This window comes from Crenobacter caeni, from assembly GCF_010435965.1.
Classification (GTDB): Bacteria; Pseudomonadota; Gammaproteobacteria; order Burkholderiales; family Chromobacteriaceae; genus Craterilacuibacter; species Craterilacuibacter caeni.
This window is the reverse complement of record NZ_JAAGAA010000022.1, coordinates 1-16,860: the sequence shown is the minus strand read 5'-3', so window position 1 is coordinate 16,860 and position 16,860 is coordinate 1. Positions and strand designations below refer to the sequence as shown.

Sequence of the window (16,860 nt, the reverse complement as noted above, 5' to 3'; positions counted from 1 at the left end):
CCCGAACAGGACCGTGAAACATCTTAGCGCCGATGATAGTGTGGCATTCGCCATGTGAAAGTAGGACACCGCCAGACGCCCCATCCGCAGACCCCCGACTGAATCAATCAGTCGGGGGTTTTGCTTTATGGGCATTACCGGCATGATAATATCCGGCTATTGAAACCGAACGGTGATTAGCCGATGAAATGTCCTTTCTGTGGTCACGCTGACACCCAGGTGATCGACTCCCGCGCGAACGAAGACGGCACCAGCATCCGCCGCCGCCGCCGCTGCCTGTTGTGCGAAAAGCGCTTCACCACCTTCGAGACGGCCGATGTGCGCATGCCGCAGGTGGTCAAGGCGGGTGGGCACCGCGCCGAGTTCGACGCCGACAAGGTGCGCACCAGCTTCCTGCGTGCGCTGCACAAGCGGCCGGTGCCGACTACGCTGGTCGACGCCGCGATCGACCGCATCTGCCAGAAACTGCTGCAACTGGGCGAACGGGAAATCGACTCGCGCGCGATCGGCGAGATGGTGATGAACGAGCTGGCCAAGCTCGACAAGGTCGCCTACGTGCGTTTCGCGTCGGTCTACCGCAGTTTCCAGGACGTATCCGAATTTTCCGCTGCCGTGCGCGAGATCGAAAAGAACCAGGACTGAGCGATGGCTGCCTTCAGTGCGAATGACCACGCGTTCATGCAGCGCGCGCTGCGCCTGGCGGCGCTGGGTGTGAACACCACCTCGCCGAACCCGCGGGTCGGCTGCGTGATCGTGCAGGGGGAGGAGGTGGTCGGCGAGGGCTGGCACCGGCGTGCCGGCGAGCCGCACGCCGAAGTGCACGCGCTTGCTACGGCGGGCGAACGTGCCCGCGGCGCGACCGCTTATGTGACGCTCGAGCCGTGCAGTCATCACGGGCGCACCCCGCCTTGCGCCGACGCACTGGTGCGCGCGGGGGTCGCGCGGGTGGTCGCGGCGATGGTCGATCCGTTTCCCGAGGTGGCCGGCCGAGGCTTGGCCAGGCTGCGTGAGGCGGGGATTGCGGTTGATAGCGGCCTGCTGGCCGACGAAGCCGCCCACCTCAACAAGGGTTTCGTCTCCAGAGTGACGCGGGGCCGGCCCTGGGTGACGCTGAAGGCCGGCGCAAGCGTCGATGGCCGTACAGCGCTCGCCAACGGGGCGAGCCAGTGGATCACCTCGCCCGAAGCGAGGCTGGACGTGCAGCGGCGGCGCGCGCGCTCCTGCGCGGTGCTCACCGGTAGCGGCACCGTGCTGGCAGACGATCCGCGGCTGACCGTGCGCGAGATCGAGACTTCCCGCCAGCCCACGCGCGTGGTGCTCGATTCCGCGCTTACGACCTCCCCGCAAGCCGTGATCTACCGTGCCGACGCACCGACCCTGCTGGCGACCACTTGTACCGACCCGTCCCGCCATGCGCCCTATCTGGCGCAAGGCGTCGACGTACTGGTCTTGCCCGGAGCGGATGGGCGGGTCGATCTTGACGCCTTGCTGAGCGCGCTTGCCGCGCGCGGGGTGGGCGAGCTGATGGTCGAGGCGGGGGCGACGCTGAACGGCGCCTTGCTCTCTGCCGGCCTGGTCGACGAGATTGTCCTCTATATGGCGCCGATGCTGTTGGGCGCCGACGCGCGCGGGCTGTTCGCCTTGCCGGCATTGCAATCGCTGGACCAAAAGGTCGAACTGGCGTTCAAGGAAGTGGATCGCGTCGGCCCCGACCTCAGGCTTTCCCTGACTGTCGGCAAGCAGGGTAAGGGGTAAGCTTGCGCTTTGATTCCCGGATGAGGGGAGGTGACAGGTGAGAGTCAGCGAACAGCAATTGCAGGACGTGGCGGTACGTACCCTGAGCGACTTGGGGTGTGCGCCGGCGGAAGTGGCCGTGGTCGCTGGGCATTTGGTCGAAGCCAACCTGCGCGGGCACGATAGCCACGGGGTCGGCATGTTGCCCTTTTATGTGGACAGTGCCCAGCGCGGCACGCTGTGCCCGAACCGGCCGGCCCGGCGGGTCAACGACGCCGGCGCGATCCTGCAGTACGATGGTGACCGCGGCTTCGGCCAGCGTGTGGTGCGCGAGGCGGTCGACGCCGCGCTCGAGCGTGTAAGCACGACCGGCGTGGTGCTGCTGACCGTGCGCAATGCCCACCATATGGGGCGGATCGGCAGCTACGGCGAGCAGGTGGCCGCGGCCGGCAAGGTCGGCCTGTTCTTCGTCAATGTCACCGATTTTCCGCAGCCGCTGGTCGCGCCTTTTGGCGGTTCGGCCGCACGTTTCGGGACCAACCCGGTATGCGTGAGCTTTCCCGCTACCGCCGCTCATCCTGCTTTCGTGCTGGATTTTGCGACCAGCATGGTCGCCTACGGCAAGACGCGGGTCGCCTACCTCGCCGGTAAGCAGTTCGACTGCGAGGTGATGCTGGACGCCGAGGGGTATCCGACCGCCGACCCGCGCGCGATGCACGAAGAGCCCAAGGGCGCGTTGCGGCCGATCGCCGAACACAAGGGGGGCGGCCTGGTCGCCGCATGCGAGCTGCTGGCCGGCCTGCTCTCGGGTGGCGGGACCTTGCAGCCGGGCAATCCGCGCGAGGGCGGCATCGTCAACCAGTTGACCGCGTTCATCGTCGATCCGGCGCGGCTGGCCGACCTTGACTGGCTTACCTCGGAATACGACGCGATGGTCGGCTATATCAAGTCCTCGCCGTCGCCCGACCCGGCGCAGCCGGTACTGATGGCCGGCGAGCCCGAGCTTGCGCGCCGAGAGGTGCGGCGGGCCGAAGGGGTGGAGATCGCCGACGCCGAATGGGCCGCGATCGAAGACGCGTGCCGGCGGGCCGGCGCTTAGGAGAACGAATGTCCGATCCTCAGCAGGCGTTGACGGCGTATCTTTCCCTGCTCTCCCGGCAGGGCGCCGATGCCGCGCTGTGCGAGGCGCGGCGCAAGCAGCTTGCAGGCCTGCTGGCCAGGCTGGAAGGGCTGGCGCCGTCGCCGGAAGTCTATCGGCAGGCGGTGGATGCGCTGTTGCTGCCGCTGGATGCGGTGCAACGGCGTGCGCTGCTGCCGGTGGTGCGCGAGTTCTATTATTTCTGGCTCGGCGATATCGGCCGCATCGCGCGCATGCTCTCGCAAGGCGAGATCGTCTCGTGGCGGGGCAGCGAGGCGCGAGCCTTGCCTTCGCTCGACAGCCTGCTGCGCGACTTGCCTGCGTCCGACAGCGGCGCCTACCCGCCGTCGCTCGGCCTCTACCTTGACCGCCTGTTCGAGGCGGGTGTCGACGAGGCAGCGTCGGCACGAGGCTGCCAGCTGCTGCAGGTTCTGCTGCACCTGCTGGCTTCCCGCGACCATGCCCCGGCCTGCTATCGCGAGGCGGTCGACGACATGCTGTCCATGCTGGTGGACGAGGCCGAGCGCACCTTCTTCCTCGGGCTCGCGCGCGAATACTTCTACTGGTGGCTGAAGTTTCCGGCCGCCGCGCAGCGGCTGGCCGACGCTCAGCCCTGAGCGAAAAAGCCGGCCAGCGCGGCTGCCAGTGCCGCCGGCTGTTCCCACTGCAGCATGTGGCCGGCGTCGGCGATGGTCACCTCGCTGAGCCTGGCAAAGCACGCGCGCCGCGCGTCCAGCGTCGCCAGTACGCCCTTGGCCATCGGGTGCTCGCCCTCGTCGCCGGCCATCACCCACAGCACCGGGCATGTTATCGCCCGCCAGCACGCTTTCGCTTCTTCCAGCCGGTACAGAGCCGGGTTCACACCCTTGTGCCAGGGGTCGGCGCGATAGACGAGCGCGCCATCGACGCCGCGGGTCAGCGCGCGGGCCATCAGGCTGGCGTGCTCGGCGTGCATGCGCGGGTTGCGTGCCAAAAGCCGCGCGGCGAGGACTTCCAGCGACGCCGGCACCTGGAATGCAGGGGGCGTGCGCTGCTCGGCGAGCCAGCGCGCGTAGCGGCCGGGAGCCTGGCCCGGGTCGGTCGCGTTCAGGCCGAAGCCTTCCATCAGCGCGAGCCGCTCTACGCGCTCGGGGCGGGCGCCGGCGTAGAGGCCGGCGATCATCGCGCCCATGCTGTGGCCGGCGATGCACGCCGGCGTGTCGGGGCTGAGTGTTTCGAGCAGCGCGTCGAGGTCGGCCAGGTAGTCGGGGAAGAAATAGGGGCCGCCGTTCCACTGGCTGTGGCCGAAGCCGCGCCAGTCCGGCGCGACGAGCTGCCAGTCGCGGGCCAGGTATGGGGCGATGAAACTGAAGGTCTCCGCGCAGTCCATCCAGCCGTGCAGCAGGAACAGCATGGGTGCGTCGGTGTCGCCCCAGTGGAGCAGGCGATGGCTGCGGCCACGCAAGATCAGCGTACGCGAGGCGGGGACGGGGAGGGGTGTGGTGCTCATGCCGTGCATTTTATTGGCATGGCGGGTGCGCGGCCAGCCGCACATGAAAAAGGCCCGCCAGACAGGCGGGCCTTGCAAGGAGCGCTTGGCGCTTAGCGGTCGACGTTGTAGTTCGGCGCTTCCTTGGTGATCTGCACGTCGTGCACGTGGCTCTCGCGCATGCCGGCCGAGGTGATCTCGACGAAGCCGGCCTTCTCGTGCATCTCGTCGATAGTCGCGCAGCCGAGGTAGCCCATGGACGAGCGCAGGCCGCCGATCAGCTGGTGGATCACCTGGGCGATTGGGCCCTTGTACGGCACGCGGCCTTCGATGCCTTCCGGCACGAACTTGTCGGCGTTGGCCTCGTTGTCCTGGAAGTAGCGGTCGGACGAGCCTTGCGCCATCGCGCCCAGCGAGCCCATGCCGCGGTAGGACTTGTACGAGCGCCCCTGATACAGCTCGACTTCGCCCGGTGCCTCTTCGGTGCCGGCGAACATGCCGCCCAGCATCACGCAGTTGGCGCCGGCAGCCAGTGCCTTGGCGATGTCGCCGGAGAAGCGGATGCCGCCGTCGGCGATCATCGGCACGCCGGTGCCCTTGAGCGCGGTCGACACGTTGTGGATCGCGGTCAGCTGCGGCACGCCGACGCCGGCGACGATACGGGTGGTGCAGATCGAGCCCGGGCCGATGCCGACCTTGACCGCGTCTGCGCCGGCCTCGACCAGCGCGAGTGCGGCGTCGGCGGTGGCGATGTTGCCGCCGATCACGTCGACCTGCGGGAAGTTGTCCTTCACCCAGCGCACGCGGCTCAGTACGCCTTCGCTGTGGCCGTGCGCGGTGTCGACCACCAGCACGTCGACGCCGGCAGCCACCAGCGCGGCGACGCGATCCGGCGTGTCGCCGCCGGTGCCCACTGCCGCGCCGACGCGCAGGCGACCCTGAGCATCCTTGTTGGCGTTCGGGTGTTCGCTGGTCTTGATGATGTCCTTGACGGTAATCAGGCCCTTGAGCTCCCACGCGTCGTTGACGACCAGCACGCGCTCGAGCTTGTGGTGGTGCATCAGTTCGCGCGCCTCGTCGATGCTAGCGCCTTCCTTGACGGTGACCAAGCGCTCGCGCGGGGTCATGATCGACGCCACCGGCTGGTCGAGGCGGGTCTCGAAGCGCAGGTCGCGGTTGGTGACGATGCCGACCACCTTGCCCTGCTCGATCACCGGCAGGCCGGAGATGCGGTGCTGGCGGGTGAGCAGGACGAGGTCGCGTACCAGCATGTCCGGCGCGATGGTGATCGGGTCTTTGACCACGCCGCTTTCGTGGCGCTTGACCTTGGAGACTTCGAGCGCCTGGCGCTCGATGCTCATGTTCTTGTGGACGATGCCGATGCCGCCTTCCTGTGCCATCGAAATGGCCAGGCGCGCTTCGGTGACCGTATCCATCGCGGCGGAGACTAGCGGCAGTTTTAGCTTGATGTTGCGGGTGAGAATGGTCGAGAGGGAGACGTCGCGCGGCAGGACTTTGGAGTGGGCCGGCACGAGGAGCACGTCGTCGAAGGTGTAGGCTTTCTCGATGATACGCATCTGGCGCTTCCTTGGCAGCAAAACGAGATTATATCGGTTTATAGGGGGGCGAGGCAAAGAGCGCCAGCCGCCTTTTTCCGCGTGGCCAGATGTGTTCTCATAGGCTTTTGTCCTGACAAGGGGAGCACGGCATGAAGCTTGGCGCGTTGTTGGCATTTTCACTGCTGGCTGCAAGCAGCGTCGCGGTGGGCGCGGATGTCTACAAGTGGCAGGACGCCAGCGGGCGTACCGTCTTCTCGGACAGGCCGCCGTCCGGTGTTTCCGCGCAGAAGCTGGGCGTGCGCGCGGCGCCTGCGCCCAAGGCCGACGCGAGTGCGCCGGCATCACGCCCGCCGCTGACGGGTGCGGCGGCCTTGAAGGCGGAGAGCGAGGCGCTGAACGGCAAGGTCGACGCCTATAACAGGCAGGTGCGCGCCGAGAACTGCAAGAGCGCACGCGGCAACGTCGAGCGATTGCAGTCGGCCAAGCCGCGCAACGACGCGCTGGTGCAAAGCGCGCTGGCCGTGCAGAAAGAGTGGTGCGCCGAGTGACGCAAGCGTTTGACGCCGAAGCGGTGCTCGCGTCCTTGCCGCAACTGCCCGGCGTCTACCGGATGCTGGGTGCGGACGGCAAGGTGCTGTACGTCGGCAAGGCGATCGACCTCAAGCGGCGGGTCAGCTCCTATTTCCAGAAGTCCGACCTCAGCCCGCGCATCCAGCTGATGGTGCGCCAGATTGCCGCCATCGAGACCACGGTCACCCGTTCGGAAGCCGAGGCGCTGATCCTCGAGAACAACCTGATCAAGGCGCTCGCGCCGCGTTACAACATCCTGTTCCGCGACGACAAGAGCTACCCCTACCTGATGGTGTCGGCGCACGCCTACCCGCAACTGGCCTACTTCCGCGGTGAACCGAAGAAGCCGCACCGTTATTTCGGCCCGTTCCCGAACAGCTACGCGGTGCGCGAGAGCATCCAGATCCTGCAGAAGGTGTTCCGCCTGCGTACCTGCGAAGACTCGGTGTTCGCCAACCGCTCGCGCCCCTGCCTGCTCTACCAGATCAAGCGCTGCAGCGCGCCGTGTACGCACGAGGTTGAAGACGCCGCGTACGCGCGCGACGTCGCCTCGGCGGTCGACTTCCTGTCCGGCCGCCAGGACGCGCTGATCCAGTCGCTGACGGAGCGCATGCTCGCCGCATCCGAGGCGCTGGCGTTCGAGGAGGCTGCCGCCTTGCGCGACCAGGTGCAGGCGCTCTCGCGCGTGCAGGCGCAACAATATGTGTCGAGCAATACCTCGCAACTGGACGCCGACGTGGTCGCCGCCGTGGTCGACGGCGGTGTGGTCTGCGTGAACCTGGTGATGATCCGCGGTGGCCGCCACCTGGGCGACAAGAGCTTCTTCCCCGACAACGCCGACGACTGCGACGCCGCCGCCGCGCTCGAGGCCTTCCTCGGCCAGCATTATCTGAGTGCGCCCTTGCCCGGGGTATTGATCGTCAACCACGACCTGCCGCAAACGCTGGCCTTGTGGCTGGGCGAGCAGGGCGGGCGCGTGCTGCACCTGGTGTGCAACCCGATCGGCGAGCGCCGCGTCTGGCTGGAGATGGCCGAGAAGAACGCGCTATTGGCCGCCAGCCAGCGTGCCGGTAGCCGCGCCAACCAGGCCGCGCGGCTGGCCGCGTTGGCCCAAGTGCTGGAAATCGACGCGCTCGAGCGCATCGAGTGCTACGACATCTCGCACACGCAGGGCGAGGCGACCGTTGCCTCCTGCGTGGTGTATGACAGGGGGGACATGCAGCCCTCCGAGTACCGGCGCTTCAACATCACGACGGCGAAGGCCGGCGACGACTACGCGGCGATGCGCGAGGCGCTGACCCGCCGCTACGGCAAACTGGTTCAGGGGGAGGGCAAGCTGCCCGACCTGTTGCTGATCGACGGCGGCAAGGGGCAGGTCAGGGTCGCGCTCGAGGTGATGGCCGAACTGGGCGTCGGCGTGCCGATCTGCGGCGTCGCCAAGGGCGAGGCGCGCAAGCCCGGCCTGGAAACGCTGATCCTCCCCTACCTTGAAAAGACGCTACAATTGCCCAGCGATCACCCCGGCCTGCATCTGGTCCAGACCGTGCGCGACGAGGCGCACCGCTTCGCGATCACCGGTCACCGCGCCCGCCGCGCCAAGGCGCGCACGCTGTCGACGCTGGAAGAGATTCCCGGTATCGGCGCCAAGCGCCGCCAGCAACTGCTGACCCGTTTCGGGGGCTTGCGCGGCGTCAAGGCCGCCAGCGTCGACGACCTGGCGCGGGTCGAGGGGATCAGCCACAAGCTCGCGACCGCGATTTACAACGCCCTGCACTAAGAAAAACACCGGACAATGCCGTTCAACTTGCCGATTTTCCTGACCTGGCTCAGGGTTGCCCTGATCCCGATCTTTGTCGCGATCTTCTTCCTGCCGCCGGACCTGATGAGTTCGCGGGTGGCGAACGTCACCGGTGCGACCTTGTTCGCGCTGGCGGCGGTGACCGACTGGCTGGACGGCTTTCTTGCCCGCAGGCTGGGGCAGACCTCGGCGTTCGGCGCCTTTCTCGACCCGGTTGCCGACAAGCTGATCGTCGCCGCGTCGCTGATCCTGCTGGTCGAGCTGGGTCGCACCGAGGGCTGGATGGCGATGATCATCATCGGCCGCGAGATCACCATCTCCGCGCTGCGCGAGTGGATGGCCGAGATGGGCGCGCGAAAGAGCGTGGCGGTGGCGACCATCGGCAAGCTCAAGACCGCCGCGCAGATGTTCGCGATCCTGCTGCTGTTGTACGCGGCGCCCATCGTGCCGGGCTTTTCCACCCTCATGCTCGGAAATATTTTCATGGTTGTTGCGGTGATTTTGACTTTGTGGTCAATGATTTACTATCTGCGGATGGCTGCGCACGAGTTCTCCGGCAAAAAAATCGACGTGTGAGGTGTTGACGGGCTTCCGAAAATCCTTATAATTCGCAGTCTCTTGAGGCGGCAACGTTATCAGGAAAAGAAATTTGACGCGGGAATAGCTCAGTTGGTAGAGCGCAACCTTGCCAAGGTTGAGGTCGCGAGTTCGAGCCTCGTTTCCCGCTCCAGCAAAACTTGTTTTGCCGGCCAAGTTTCGATATGCGGGAATAGCTCAGTTGGTAGAGCGCAACCTTGCCAAGGTTGAGGTCGCGAGTTCGAGCCTCGTTTCCCGCTCCAGCATCACGCTGGCACTGTTTGACCAAAAATGCGGGAATAGCTCAGTTGGTAGAGCGCAACCTTGCCAAGGTTGAGGTCGCGAGTTCGAGCCTCGTTTCCCGCTCCAGCTTCATGCTGGTACTGTTTGACCAAAATGCGGGAATAGCTCAGTTGGTAGAGCGCAACCTTGCCAAGGTTGAGGTCGCGAGTTCGAGCCTCGTTTCCCGCTCCAGCTTCACGCTGGTACTGTTGGACCCATGCGGGAATAGCTCAGTTGGTAGAGCGCAACCTTGCCAAGGTTGAGGTCGCGAGTTCGAGCCTCGTTTCCCGCTCCAGTTTCGGATTCACCCTAAAGGTGGTTCCAGCCCCTCAAGGCGGGGTAGCAAAGTGGTTATGCAGCGGATTGCAAATCCGTCTACGCCGGTTCGATTCCGACCCCCGCCTCCAGTCAAAACCCCGTAGAACGCAAGTTCTACGGGGTTTTTGCTTGGCTGGGCCGTGGCGACGGGCGGGGGACGGCTTGTCTGCCTAAACTGTCGCCTATGTCCCGTCCCGCTTCTTCCGCCTGGCTGCTCGCGTGGATCGTGTTGCTGTGCCTGTACAGCGGCGCGCTCAATATCTTCACGTTGCTGCGCTTTGCGTACTCGGTCTCCCACTTTTCCGGCAACCTGCTCGATATCGCCGACGACATGCTGCTCAGACACGCGCTCGAGCAGGGTTGGCGCATCCTCGCGCTGGTCGGCTTCTTTACGCTGGGTGCCTTTGTCTCTGGCGTGCTGATGCGCGAGGGGCGGGCTGGCTACCGGCCGCTATACGGCTACCTGATGCTGGGGCTGGGCTTGCTGCTGTGGCTGTGGTCGCGCACCGGGCACGAGCAAGCGGGCTTTCTCTACGCGCTGACCTTCACCATGGGTTGCCAGAACGGCCTGCATATCCAGTACCGCAGCAATGTGGTGCGCACCACCCACATGACAGGCAACCTGACCGATTTCGGCGTCAACCTGGGCTACCTGGCCGCCGGTCATCGCGAGGTCGGCTGGAAGGTCTGGTTCAGCCTGTTGGAGATCGCCGGCTACGTCGGCGGTGGTGCGCTTGCCTTGCTGCTCTACCTGAGGGTCGGCCAGGCGTCGTTCGAGTGGTTCGCGCTCGCCTACGCCGCCGGCGGGCTCTTCTACCTTGTCGCCGGCCGCCGTCCGCTTGAGGTGGCGTGACGCGCCGACAGCACTGTCCTGTCAGGTCTGATGGGGGGGGGCTTGCTGTGGGCGGTGAGGGTGAATGGAAGCAGGGTGTCGAGTGACGTGCGGGCTGCCCGCGCGCGCGCGCTCGGGTAAACTCCCTGTCATGTCTTTGCCCGTTTCCGTCTTGCCCGAGCAGCGCCTCGTCCAGCTGCGCTACGCGATGGTTGCGCTGGGCCTGCTGGCGCTGGCTGCGGCCGGGTTTTCCGGCGTCGAACTTGCCTGGCTGCCTTGTCTTGCCGCGCTCGCGCTGCTGGCGCTGGTCAATTTCATGCTCCCGCGCACCGGCTCGCGCGGCGCGCTGCTCTCGGGGCTGGCCGCCGACGTGCTTGCGCTCTCGCTGCTGCTGTTTGCCAGCGGCGGTGCTGCCAATCCTTTGTCTTCGCTCTACCTGCCGCCGGTGCTGTTCGCCGCCTTGCTCGCTCCTGGGCTTGCGCCCTGGCTGCTCGGCGCGCTTGCACTCGCCTGTTACGGCGTGCTGTTTGTCTGGCACCTGCCGTGGCCGGTCGCCGGCGGCGACTCGGCGTACGCGTTCAGCCTGCACCTGGTTGGCATGTGGTGGACGCTGGCGCTGTCGATCGCGCTGATCGTCGGTTTCGTCTCGTATCTTGCGCGCACGCTCGCGCGGCGCGAGGCGGAGCTTATGGCCGCGCGCGAGACGCAGCTTTCCAACGAGCAGATGGTCGCGCTGGGCGTGCAGGCGGCCCTCGCCGCGCACGCGCTGTCGACGCCGCTTTCCACGCTGACGCTGTTGTGCGACGAGCTTGCTGCCGACTACGGTGACGACCCTGCGCTTGGCGAGGACCTCGCCCTGATGCGCGGCCAGCTCGCGCACTGCCGCGACGCGCTGGCCCGGCTGCGGCACGGCGCCGAGCCGCCGCGTGCGCCCGAGCCGGTGCTGCAGGTGCTCGCGCACCAGCTGGAGGGCTGGCGCACGCTCAGGCCAGATGTGGTGCTCGATACGAGGCTGTCCGGCGACGAGCAGGTGTGCGCAGCGCTGCCGCCGGCCTTGTGGCCGGCGATCTGCAACCTCCTGAACAACGCGGCCGAGGCTGGGGGCGGGCACGTCGAGCTGTCGGCCGAGGTGGCGGGCGGTGCCCTCGCGCTCGATATCGTCAACCGCGAGGGCTGCCTGAGCGACGCGCAGCTGGCGCGCGCGGGCCTCGCACCGCAGGTGTCGGCCAAGCCGGCCGGGCTGGGGCTGGGCGTGATGCTCACCCATGTGACGCTGTCGCGGCTGGGCGGCACCCTGACGCTGAATAATGACGCGGCCGGCGGCGTGCGCGCGTGCGTGCGCGTGCCGCTGGCGCCTGCCGGAGAATGCTGATGACGGACTATTTGCTGGTTGACGACGACGAAGCCTTCGTGCGCGTGCTCCGGCGCGCGCTCGAGCGGCGCGGCCACCGCGTCGCGCACGCGCACGACGCGGACGGCGCGCTCGCGGCGATGGCCGATGCGCCGCACGCTCGCGTGGTGCTCGACTTGAACCTTGCCGGCGACTCGGGGCTGCGCCTGTTGCCCAGGCTGCTTGAGGTTGCACCCGGGGCGAGCATCGTCGTGCTCACCGGCTACGCGAGCATCGCTACCGCGGTCGAGGCGACCAAACTGGGCGCGGTGCAGTACCTCGCCAAGCCGGCCGACGTCGCGGCGATTGTCGCCGCCTTCGGTCGCGAGGCGGCCGACCCGGAACTGGCGGTGACCGCGCCGCCGATGTCGCTCAAGCGGATGGGGTGGGAGCACCTGCAGCGGGTGCTCGCCGAGCATGGTGGCAATATTTCGGAGACCGCGCGTGCGCTGGGCATGCACAGGCGCACCCTGCAGCGCATGCTCGCCAAGCGGCCGGTCGCGCAATAGTGTTTTGACGCAGGTCAGGGCGAAGGAGGCGATCGCTTGCTAGACTTGACCGGTTTAGGTTTTGTTTTGCAAGGAATGCACATGGCTGTCGATCTTTCCGTCTCCTGGCTGGGCGTTAACATGGAGAACCCGCTCTACAACGCGTCCGGCGTGATGTGCCGCTCGCGTGAAGAACTCGACGCCGTCGCCGCGTCCGCCGCTGGCGCGCTGATCACCAAGAGCTGCACGCTCCTGCCGCGCGAAGGCAACCCCGAGCCGCGCTACGCGAAGGCGCCGCATGGCAGCATCAACTCGATGGGCCTGCCCAACGCCGGTTACCAGTACTACCTCGACTATGCGAAGGCGTACGACCACCAGGGCGGCAAGCCGCTGTTCGTCTCGGTGTCCGGCATGTCGCTGGAAGACAACCTCGAGATGCTGGCCGCGTTCCGCGACGCCGACCTGCCGTGTCTGGTTGAATTGAACCTCAGCTGCCCGAACCTGCCGGGCAAGCCGCAGATCGGTTACGACTTCGAGGCGTCCAGCCACGTGCTCTCCGAAGTGGTCAAGGTCTACCACAAGCCCTTCGGCGTGAAGCTGCCGCCTTACTTCGACCCGGTACACTTCGCCGAGATGGCGTCGGTGCTCAACAGCTTCCCCTCGCTCAAGTACGTGACCTGCATCAACTCGGTCGGCAACGGCCTGGTGATCGATCTGGACAGCGAGTCGGTGGTGATCAAGCCCAAGGGCGGCCTGGGCGGCATCGGCGGCGACTACGTGCTGCCGACGGCGCTCGCCAACGTGCGCGAGTTCTACCGCCTGTTGGACGACAAGCATGTGATCGGTTGCGGCGGCGTCAAGAGCGGCCGCGAGGCGTTCATGCACATCCTGGCCGGCGCGACCGCCGTGCAGGTGGGTACCTGTCTGTACGAGGAAGGCGCGGCTTGCTTCGCGCGCATCCGCGACGAACTCGCCGCGCTGATGCAGGAGAAGGGCTACGCGACGCTGGCCGATTTCCGCGGCAAGCTCAAGACGATGTAAGCGGTTTTTGCCGCAACGAGAACGCCCCGCATTGCGGGGCGTTTTTTTGCGCTGGGCTCAGCGGCACAGCAGACTGAGCCAGCCGAGGGCGAAAATGGCGATGCCGCCACCGCGTTGCAGCGGGTGGCGTCCGATCCAGGCGAGCATGGCAAAAGTCCTTTCAATAAAATAAAGATGATAATCATTCCTATTTGTGGGTTTGTCAAACCGCCACCCCGGGTGGGGCGGCGGCGGGCATGGACTGATTACAGTCCGAGGGCGCGCGCGACGCCTGCGCCGTATTCGGGATCGGCCAGCGTGCAGTTGGCGATGTGGCGGCGCTTGATCTCGATATCGGCGTCGCCCATGGCGCGGGCGGTGTTGTCGAACAGGCGCTGCTTCTCGTCCGCGTCCATCAGCCGGAACAGCGCACGCGGCTGGCTGTAGTAGTCGGTATCGTCGCGGTGGTTCCAGCGCTGGGCGGCGCCCGAGATGTCCAGCGGCGGCTCGCTGAAGTCTGGTTGCTGCTGCCACTGGCCGTAGCTGTTCGGCTCGTAGGCGAGCGTGCTGCCGTGGTTGCCGTCCATGCGCATCGCGCCATCGCGGTGGTAGCTGTGGAACGGGCAGCGCGGTGCGTTGACCGGGATCTGGCCGTGGTTGACGCCCAGGCGGTAGCGCTGCGCGTCACCGTAGGAAAACAGCCGGCCCTGCAGCATGCGGTCGGGCGAGAAGCTGATGCCGGGTACCACGTTGGCCGGGTTGAACGCGGCCTGCTCGACCTCGGCAAAGTAGTTGGCCGGGTTGCGGTTCAGCTCGAATTCACCCACCTCAATCAGCGGGTAGTCGCCGTGCGGCCAGACTTTGGACAGGTCGAACGGGTTGAACGGGCACTCGGCGGCCTGTTGCTCGGTCATGATCTGGATAAATAGCGTCCAGCGCGGGTAGTCGCCGTTGTCGATGCTCTCCAGCAGGTCGCGCTGCGCGCTCTCGCGGTCGCGGCCGACCAGCGCCTGGGCCTCGGCGTCGCTCAGGTTCTTGATGCCCTGCTGGGTCTTGAAGTGGAATTTCACCCAGTGGCGCTCGCCCGCAGCATTGATCAGGCTGAAGGTATGGCTGCCGAAACCGTGCATGTGGCGGTAGCTGGCCGGGATGCCGCGGTCGCCCATCACGTAGGTGACCTGGTGCAGCGCCTCGGGCAGCAGCGTCCAGAAGTCCCAGTTGTTGTTGGCGCTGCGCATATTGGTGCGCGGATCGCGCTTGACGGCGTGGTTGAGGTCGGGAAATTTCAGCGGGTCACGCAGGAAGAACACTGGCGTGTTGTTGCCGACCAGGTCCCAGTTGCCTTCCTCGGTGTAAAACTTCAACGCGAAGCCGCGGATGTCGCGTTCCGCGTCTGCCGCGCCGCGCTCGCCGGCGACGGTCGAGAAGCGGGCGAACAGCTCGGTCTGCTTGCCGACGGCCGAAAACAATTTGGCGCGGGTATAGCGGCTGATGTCGTGGGTGACGGTAAAGGTGCCGTAGGCGCCGGAGCCCTTGGCGTGCATGCGCCGCTCGGGAATCACTTCGCGGTCGAAGTGCGCGAGTTTTTCGAGGAACCACACGTCCTGCAGCAGCATTGGGCCGCGTGCGCCGGCAGTCATCACGTTCTGGTTGTCGGGAACCGGTGCGCCGGCCTGGGTCGTCAGTTTGTGCATGTTTCGCTCCGTTTTCATCATTGCAGCCAGACCAGGTTCGCGTAGACCTCGAACCAGTGTTCCAGCCAGTTGCGGTGGGTGTCCATGGTGCTGTCCTGCTGTGTGTGGAGCGATTATGGTGTCTTGTTATAGTCTTGTTAAATTGATTGTTTTGTCCTGATAGTTAGCTTTTAGCTATCAATAAAAAAGGAGGCATAGCCTCCTTTGTGGGTGTCGGGATGTTCAGTCCCAGGGTACGTCGCTGCCGCCGCCTGTCTGGCCGGGGTCTGGCTGCGCAGCGGGTGCGGCGGCGGTGCCGGCCGATGCCGCCTGCTGGTCTTCGGTCAGCCCGCCCAGTGCTTCGACCAGCGCGTCGACGATCTCGCCGAGCGCCTCGCTGCCGATCAGGAAGCTCGCCTCGAACAGGCTTTCCACGTCGTCACCGGCGCCGCTGGCCTCTTCCTGCAGCACGTCGAGGAACTGGATGCGCTTCAGTTGCAGGGTGTCGGTCAGTACGAAGCGGACCTGCTCGCGCCAGATCAGGCCGACGCGGGTCACCAGCATGCCGTTCGCGATGTGCTGGCGGATCTCCTCGCTGGTGAGGTCCATCCGCGTGCAGCGGATCACCGCGCCATTCTCGGCCGGGTCCTTCAGCTCGCATTCTGCGTCTAGCTCGAAGCCTTCCGGCGCTTCGCCGTCGGCGACCCACGCGGTCATCGCTGCGTGCGGCGAGAGTTGGGTGCGCGGCAGCGCGGCGGGGAAGGGGGGCAGCGCCTCGCGTAACTGCGAGACCAGCGCCTCGGCCTTGCTGGCGGTGCCGCTGTCGACCATCAGCCAGCCGCGGCCAAGGTCGAGGTAGGCGCTCAACCGGCTGGAGCGTGTGAAAGCGCGCGGCAGCAGGTCGTCGGTGATCTGCTCCTTCAGTTCGAGCTTCTCCTTGCGGCCGACCTTGCGCAGCTCGTTTGCCTCGATTTCGCCGATCTTGGCGTCGAGGAAGTCGCGGATCACGCCGGCGGGCAGCACCTTGTCCTCGCGCTTGAGCGAGACCATCAGCTTGCCCTGCGCGGGGTAGACCGGATCACAGAGGAAGCCTGCCGGCGGCACCCAGCCCTCGCTGAACCAGTCGAGGCCGGAGCAGGGGTGGAAGGGACGCTTGGCAAGCGCGGTAGAGAGTTTTTCGGCGTCAGTCAGCGACTCGCCACTCAATCGATAAAAAGATAGTTGCTTAATCCACATATTTGATACATAATGCGCGTCCTCTGAAGCGACAATTGTACCGCAGAAGCGGTGGCAGACGGAGTTTTAGAGAAACAAAATTCGGAAGCGGAGTGTAGCTTAGCCTGGTAGAGCGCTACGTTCGGGACGTAGAGGCCGGAGGTTCGAATCCTCTCACTCCGACCAGAATTTTGAATGGTTTGAAACGAAATGCTTGCAATTGTCCGGATCTTCCGGTAAATTAATGGCTCTTCAACGGAAACAAGTTGAAGCATCGGAGTGTAGCTTAGCCTGGTAGAGCGCTACGTTCGGGACGTAGAGGCCGGAGGTTCGAATCCTCTCACTCCGACCAGATTCAAGATGGCCTTGATTTGATAGTTTGAATCAAGGCCATTTTAACAAGTTGGTGTGCCGATATAGCTCAGTTGGTAGAGCAGCGCATTCGTAATGCGAAGGTCGTAGGTTCGACTCCTATTATCGGCACCATGATAATCAAGCACTTAGGCCAATCCGCAAGGGTTGGCCTTTTTGCTTTTCTGCGCCGTGTAGTCATCACGCCGCTGTAACGCTGCGCGCGTTTTGTCACCCGTTTGCGCACTTTTTGGCACCGGCCCATGGTGATGGGTAGCCCATGATTCGCGCTTTGATTGTCACTCGCCCCGCTCATGAAGCGGGGCTAATGTGATGGTCAGCCTGAACTCCAACAGCCCAGCAGGCTACGCTTGCTGGGCTGTTTCCAATTCGGCGCGGAGGATCATCATGGCAAACATCGCACTTTTCGGTCTGGATATCGGCAAGC

The 16,860-nt window shown here is 65.5% G+C and carries 15 protein-coding genes and 9 tRNA genes; 20 read left to right on the top strand and 4 right to left on the bottom strand.

Features of this window, described 5'->3' with window-relative positions; genetic code table 11:
- Positions 1-183: 183 nt before the first annotated feature.
- Genes nrdR through GZH52_RS16305 form a run of 4 tightly spaced genes read left to right on the top strand, consistent with a single transcriptional unit; the run spans position 184 to position 3,489 of the window.
- Positions 184-642, top strand: a complete 459-nt coding sequence (gene nrdR, locus GZH52_RS16320; RefSeq protein WP_163317990.1) for a transcriptional regulator NrdR — start codon at positions 184-186, stop codon at positions 640-642.
- Positions 643-645: 3 nt separating this feature from the next.
- Positions 646-1,755 (top strand): bifunctional diaminohydroxyphosphoribosylaminopyrimidine deaminase/5-amino-6-(5-phosphoribosylamino)uracil reductase RibD, encoded by a 1,110-nt coding sequence (gene ribD / locus GZH52_RS16315; protein WP_163317989.1) that lies wholly within the window; start codon positions 646-648, stop codon positions 1,753-1,755.
- A gap of 37 nt (positions 1,756-1,792) precedes the next feature.
- Positions 1,793-2,833 (top strand): malate/lactate/ureidoglycolate dehydrogenase, encoded by a 1,041-nt coding sequence (locus tag GZH52_RS16310; RefSeq protein ID WP_163317988.1) that lies wholly within the window; start codon positions 1,793-1,795, stop codon positions 2,831-2,833.
- Between the two features lie 8 nt (positions 2,834-2,841).
- Positions 2,842-3,489: a hypothetical protein gene (locus GZH52_RS16305; protein ID WP_163317987.1), complete on the top strand. Its 648-nt coding sequence runs from the start codon at positions 2,842-2,844 to the stop codon at positions 3,487-3,489.
- Here GZH52_RS16305 and GZH52_RS16300 read toward each other — a convergent pair.
- Together GZH52_RS16300 and guaB are read right to left on the bottom strand one after the other, a co-directional pair.
- Complete coding sequence (locus GZH52_RS16300) at positions 3,480-4,361, bottom strand: alpha/beta fold hydrolase (RefSeq protein WP_239058158.1); 882 nt, start codon at positions 4,359-4,361, stop codon at positions 3,480-3,482. The two genes, GZH52_RS16305 and GZH52_RS16300, sit on opposite strands and share 10 nt — an antisense overlap.
- Positions 4,362-4,453: 92 nt before the next feature.
- Positions 4,454-5,917, bottom strand: a complete 1,464-nt coding sequence (gene guaB / locus GZH52_RS16295) for an IMP dehydrogenase (protein WP_136551614.1) — start codon at positions 5,915-5,917, stop codon at positions 4,454-4,456.
- Between the two features lie 131 nt (positions 5,918-6,048).
- On the opposite strand from guaB, the gene GZH52_RS16290 reads away from it, so the two are divergent.
- The 13 genes from GZH52_RS16290 to GZH52_RS16230 all read left to right on the top strand — a co-directional run bounded on the left by GZH52_RS16290 (position 6,049) and on the right by GZH52_RS16230 (position 13,194).
- Positions 6,049-6,447 (top strand): DUF4124 domain-containing protein, encoded by a 399-nt coding sequence (locus GZH52_RS16290; protein WP_163317985.1) that lies wholly within the window; start codon positions 6,049-6,051, stop codon positions 6,445-6,447.
- A complete protein-coding gene (uvrC, locus tag GZH52_RS16285; protein WP_163317984.1) occupies positions 6,444-8,246 on the top strand; it encodes an excinuclease ABC subunit UvrC in 1,803 nt (600 codons plus the stop codon). Before GZH52_RS16290 ends, uvrC begins: the two co-directional genes overlap by 4 nt.
- A gap of 15 nt (positions 8,247-8,261) precedes the next feature.
- Positions 8,262-8,843 (top strand): CDP-diacylglycerol--glycerol-3-phosphate 3-phosphatidyltransferase, encoded by a 582-nt coding sequence (pgsA, locus tag GZH52_RS16280; RefSeq protein WP_163317983.1) that lies wholly within the window; start codon positions 8,262-8,264, stop codon positions 8,841-8,843.
- A 78-nt stretch (positions 8,844-8,921) separates the two neighbouring features.
- Positions 8,922-8,997, top strand: a tRNA-Gly gene (locus GZH52_RS16275).
- Positions 8,998-9,030: 33 nt separating this feature from the next.
- A tRNA-Gly gene (locus GZH52_RS16270) sits at positions 9,031-9,106 on the top strand.
- Between the two features lie 30 nt (positions 9,107-9,136).
- Positions 9,137-9,212, top strand: a tRNA-Gly gene (locus GZH52_RS16265).
- 29 nt (positions 9,213-9,241) lie between these two features.
- Positions 9,242-9,317: transfer RNA gene (locus GZH52_RS16260), tRNA-Gly, on the top strand.
- Between the two features lie 27 nt (positions 9,318-9,344).
- Positions 9,345-9,420: transfer RNA gene (locus GZH52_RS16255), tRNA-Gly, on the top strand.
- A 38-nt stretch (positions 9,421-9,458) separates the two neighbouring features.
- Positions 9,459-9,532, top strand: a tRNA-Cys gene (locus tag GZH52_RS16250).
- 95 nt (positions 9,533-9,627) lie between these two features.
- The gene (locus GZH52_RS16245) at positions 9,628-10,296 is read left to right on the top strand and encodes a DUF1275 family protein (RefSeq protein WP_163317982.1); all 669 of its coding nucleotides are present in this window, start codon (positions 9,628-9,630) and stop codon (positions 10,294-10,296) included.
- Between the two features lie 130 nt (positions 10,297-10,426).
- On the top strand, positions 10,427-11,647 hold the full coding sequence (locus GZH52_RS16240) for a HAMP domain-containing histidine kinase (RefSeq protein ID WP_163317981.1): 1,221 nt from the start codon (positions 10,427-10,429) through the stop codon (positions 11,645-11,647).
- On the top strand, positions 11,647-12,174 hold the full coding sequence (locus GZH52_RS16235; protein ID WP_203525817.1) for a response regulator transcription factor: 528 nt from the start codon (positions 11,647-11,649) through the stop codon (positions 12,172-12,174). The genes GZH52_RS16240 and GZH52_RS16235 overlap by 1 nt, the downstream gene beginning before the upstream one ends.
- Before the next feature lie 81 nt (positions 12,175-12,255).
- A complete protein-coding gene (locus GZH52_RS16230) occupies positions 12,256-13,194 on the top strand; it encodes a dihydroorotate oxidase (RefSeq protein WP_163317979.1) in 939 nt (312 codons plus the stop codon).
- Positions 13,195-13,439: 245 nt separating this feature from the next.
- Here GZH52_RS16230 and GZH52_RS16225 read toward each other — a convergent pair whose 3' ends face one another.
- A complete protein-coding gene (locus GZH52_RS16225) occupies positions 13,440-14,867 on the bottom strand; it encodes a catalase (protein WP_275405095.1) in 1,428 nt (475 codons plus the stop codon).
- 222 nt (positions 14,868-15,089) lie between these two features.
- Positions 15,090-16,082 carry a recombination-associated protein RdgC gene (locus GZH52_RS16220; RefSeq protein ID WP_163317977.1) on the bottom strand — a complete coding sequence of 331 codons (993 nt, stop codon included), beginning with the start codon at positions 16,080-16,082 and terminating at the stop codon, positions 15,090-15,092.
- Positions 16,083-16,170: 88 nt separating this feature from the next.
- On the opposite strand from GZH52_RS16220, the gene GZH52_RS16215 reads away from it, so the two are divergent.
- The 3 genes from GZH52_RS16215 (at position 16,171) to GZH52_RS16205 (ending at position 16,547) form a co-directional block, all read left to right on the top strand.
- Positions 16,171-16,247: transfer RNA gene (locus GZH52_RS16215), tRNA-Pro, on the top strand.
- Positions 16,248-16,336: 89 nt separating this feature from the next.
- A tRNA-Pro gene (locus tag GZH52_RS16210) sits at positions 16,337-16,413 on the top strand.
- Between the two features lie 58 nt (positions 16,414-16,471).
- A tRNA-Thr gene (locus GZH52_RS16205) sits at positions 16,472-16,547 on the top strand.
- The last annotated feature ends 313 nt before the right edge of the window (positions 16,548-16,860 follow it).

Bases quoted from the DNA above. Each gene is read 5' to 3' on its own strand.
- ribD (WP_163317989.1), top strand. From the start codon at position 646: ATGGCTGCCTTCAGTGCGAATGACCACGCGTTCATGCAGCGCGCGCTG.
- GZH52_RS16245 (WP_163317982.1), top strand. From the start codon at position 9,628: ATGTCCCGTCCCGCTTCTTCCGCCTGGCTGCTCGCGTGGATCGTGTTG.
- GZH52_RS16225 (WP_275405095.1), bottom strand. From the start codon at position 14,867: ATGCACAAACTGACGACCCAGGCCGGCGCACCGGTTCCCGACAACCAG.
- GZH52_RS16305 (WP_163317987.1), top strand. From the start codon at position 2,842: ATGTCCGATCCTCAGCAGGCGTTGACGGCGTATCTTTCCCTGCTCTCC.
- GZH52_RS16300 (WP_239058158.1), bottom strand. From the start codon at position 4,361: ATGAGCACCACACCCCTCCCCGTCCCCGCCTCGCGTACGCTGATCTTG.
- pgsA (WP_163317983.1), top strand. From the start codon at position 8,262: ATGCCGTTCAACTTGCCGATTTTCCTGACCTGGCTCAGGGTTGCCCTG.
- GZH52_RS16235 (WP_203525817.1), top strand. From the start codon at position 11,647: ATGACGGACTATTTGCTGGTTGACGACGACGAAGCCTTCGTGCGCGTG.
- GZH52_RS16240 (WP_163317981.1), top strand. From the start codon at position 10,427: ATGTCTTTGCCCGTTTCCGTCTTGCCCGAGCAGCGCCTCGTCCAGCTG.
- GZH52_RS16220 (WP_163317977.1), bottom strand. From the start codon at position 16,082: ATGTGGATTAAGCAACTATCTTTTTATCGATTGAGTGGCGAGTCGCTG.
- GZH52_RS16230 (WP_163317979.1), top strand. From the start codon at position 12,256: ATGGCTGTCGATCTTTCCGTCTCCTGGCTGGGCGTTAACATGGAGAAC.
- nrdR (WP_163317990.1), top strand. From the start codon at position 184: ATGAAATGTCCTTTCTGTGGTCACGCTGACACCCAGGTGATCGACTCC.
- GZH52_RS16290 (WP_163317985.1), top strand. From the start codon at position 6,049: ATGAAGCTTGGCGCGTTGTTGGCATTTTCACTGCTGGCTGCAAGCAGC.
- guaB (WP_136551614.1), bottom strand. From the start codon at position 5,917: ATGCGTATCATCGAGAAAGCCTACACCTTCGACGACGTGCTCCTCGTG.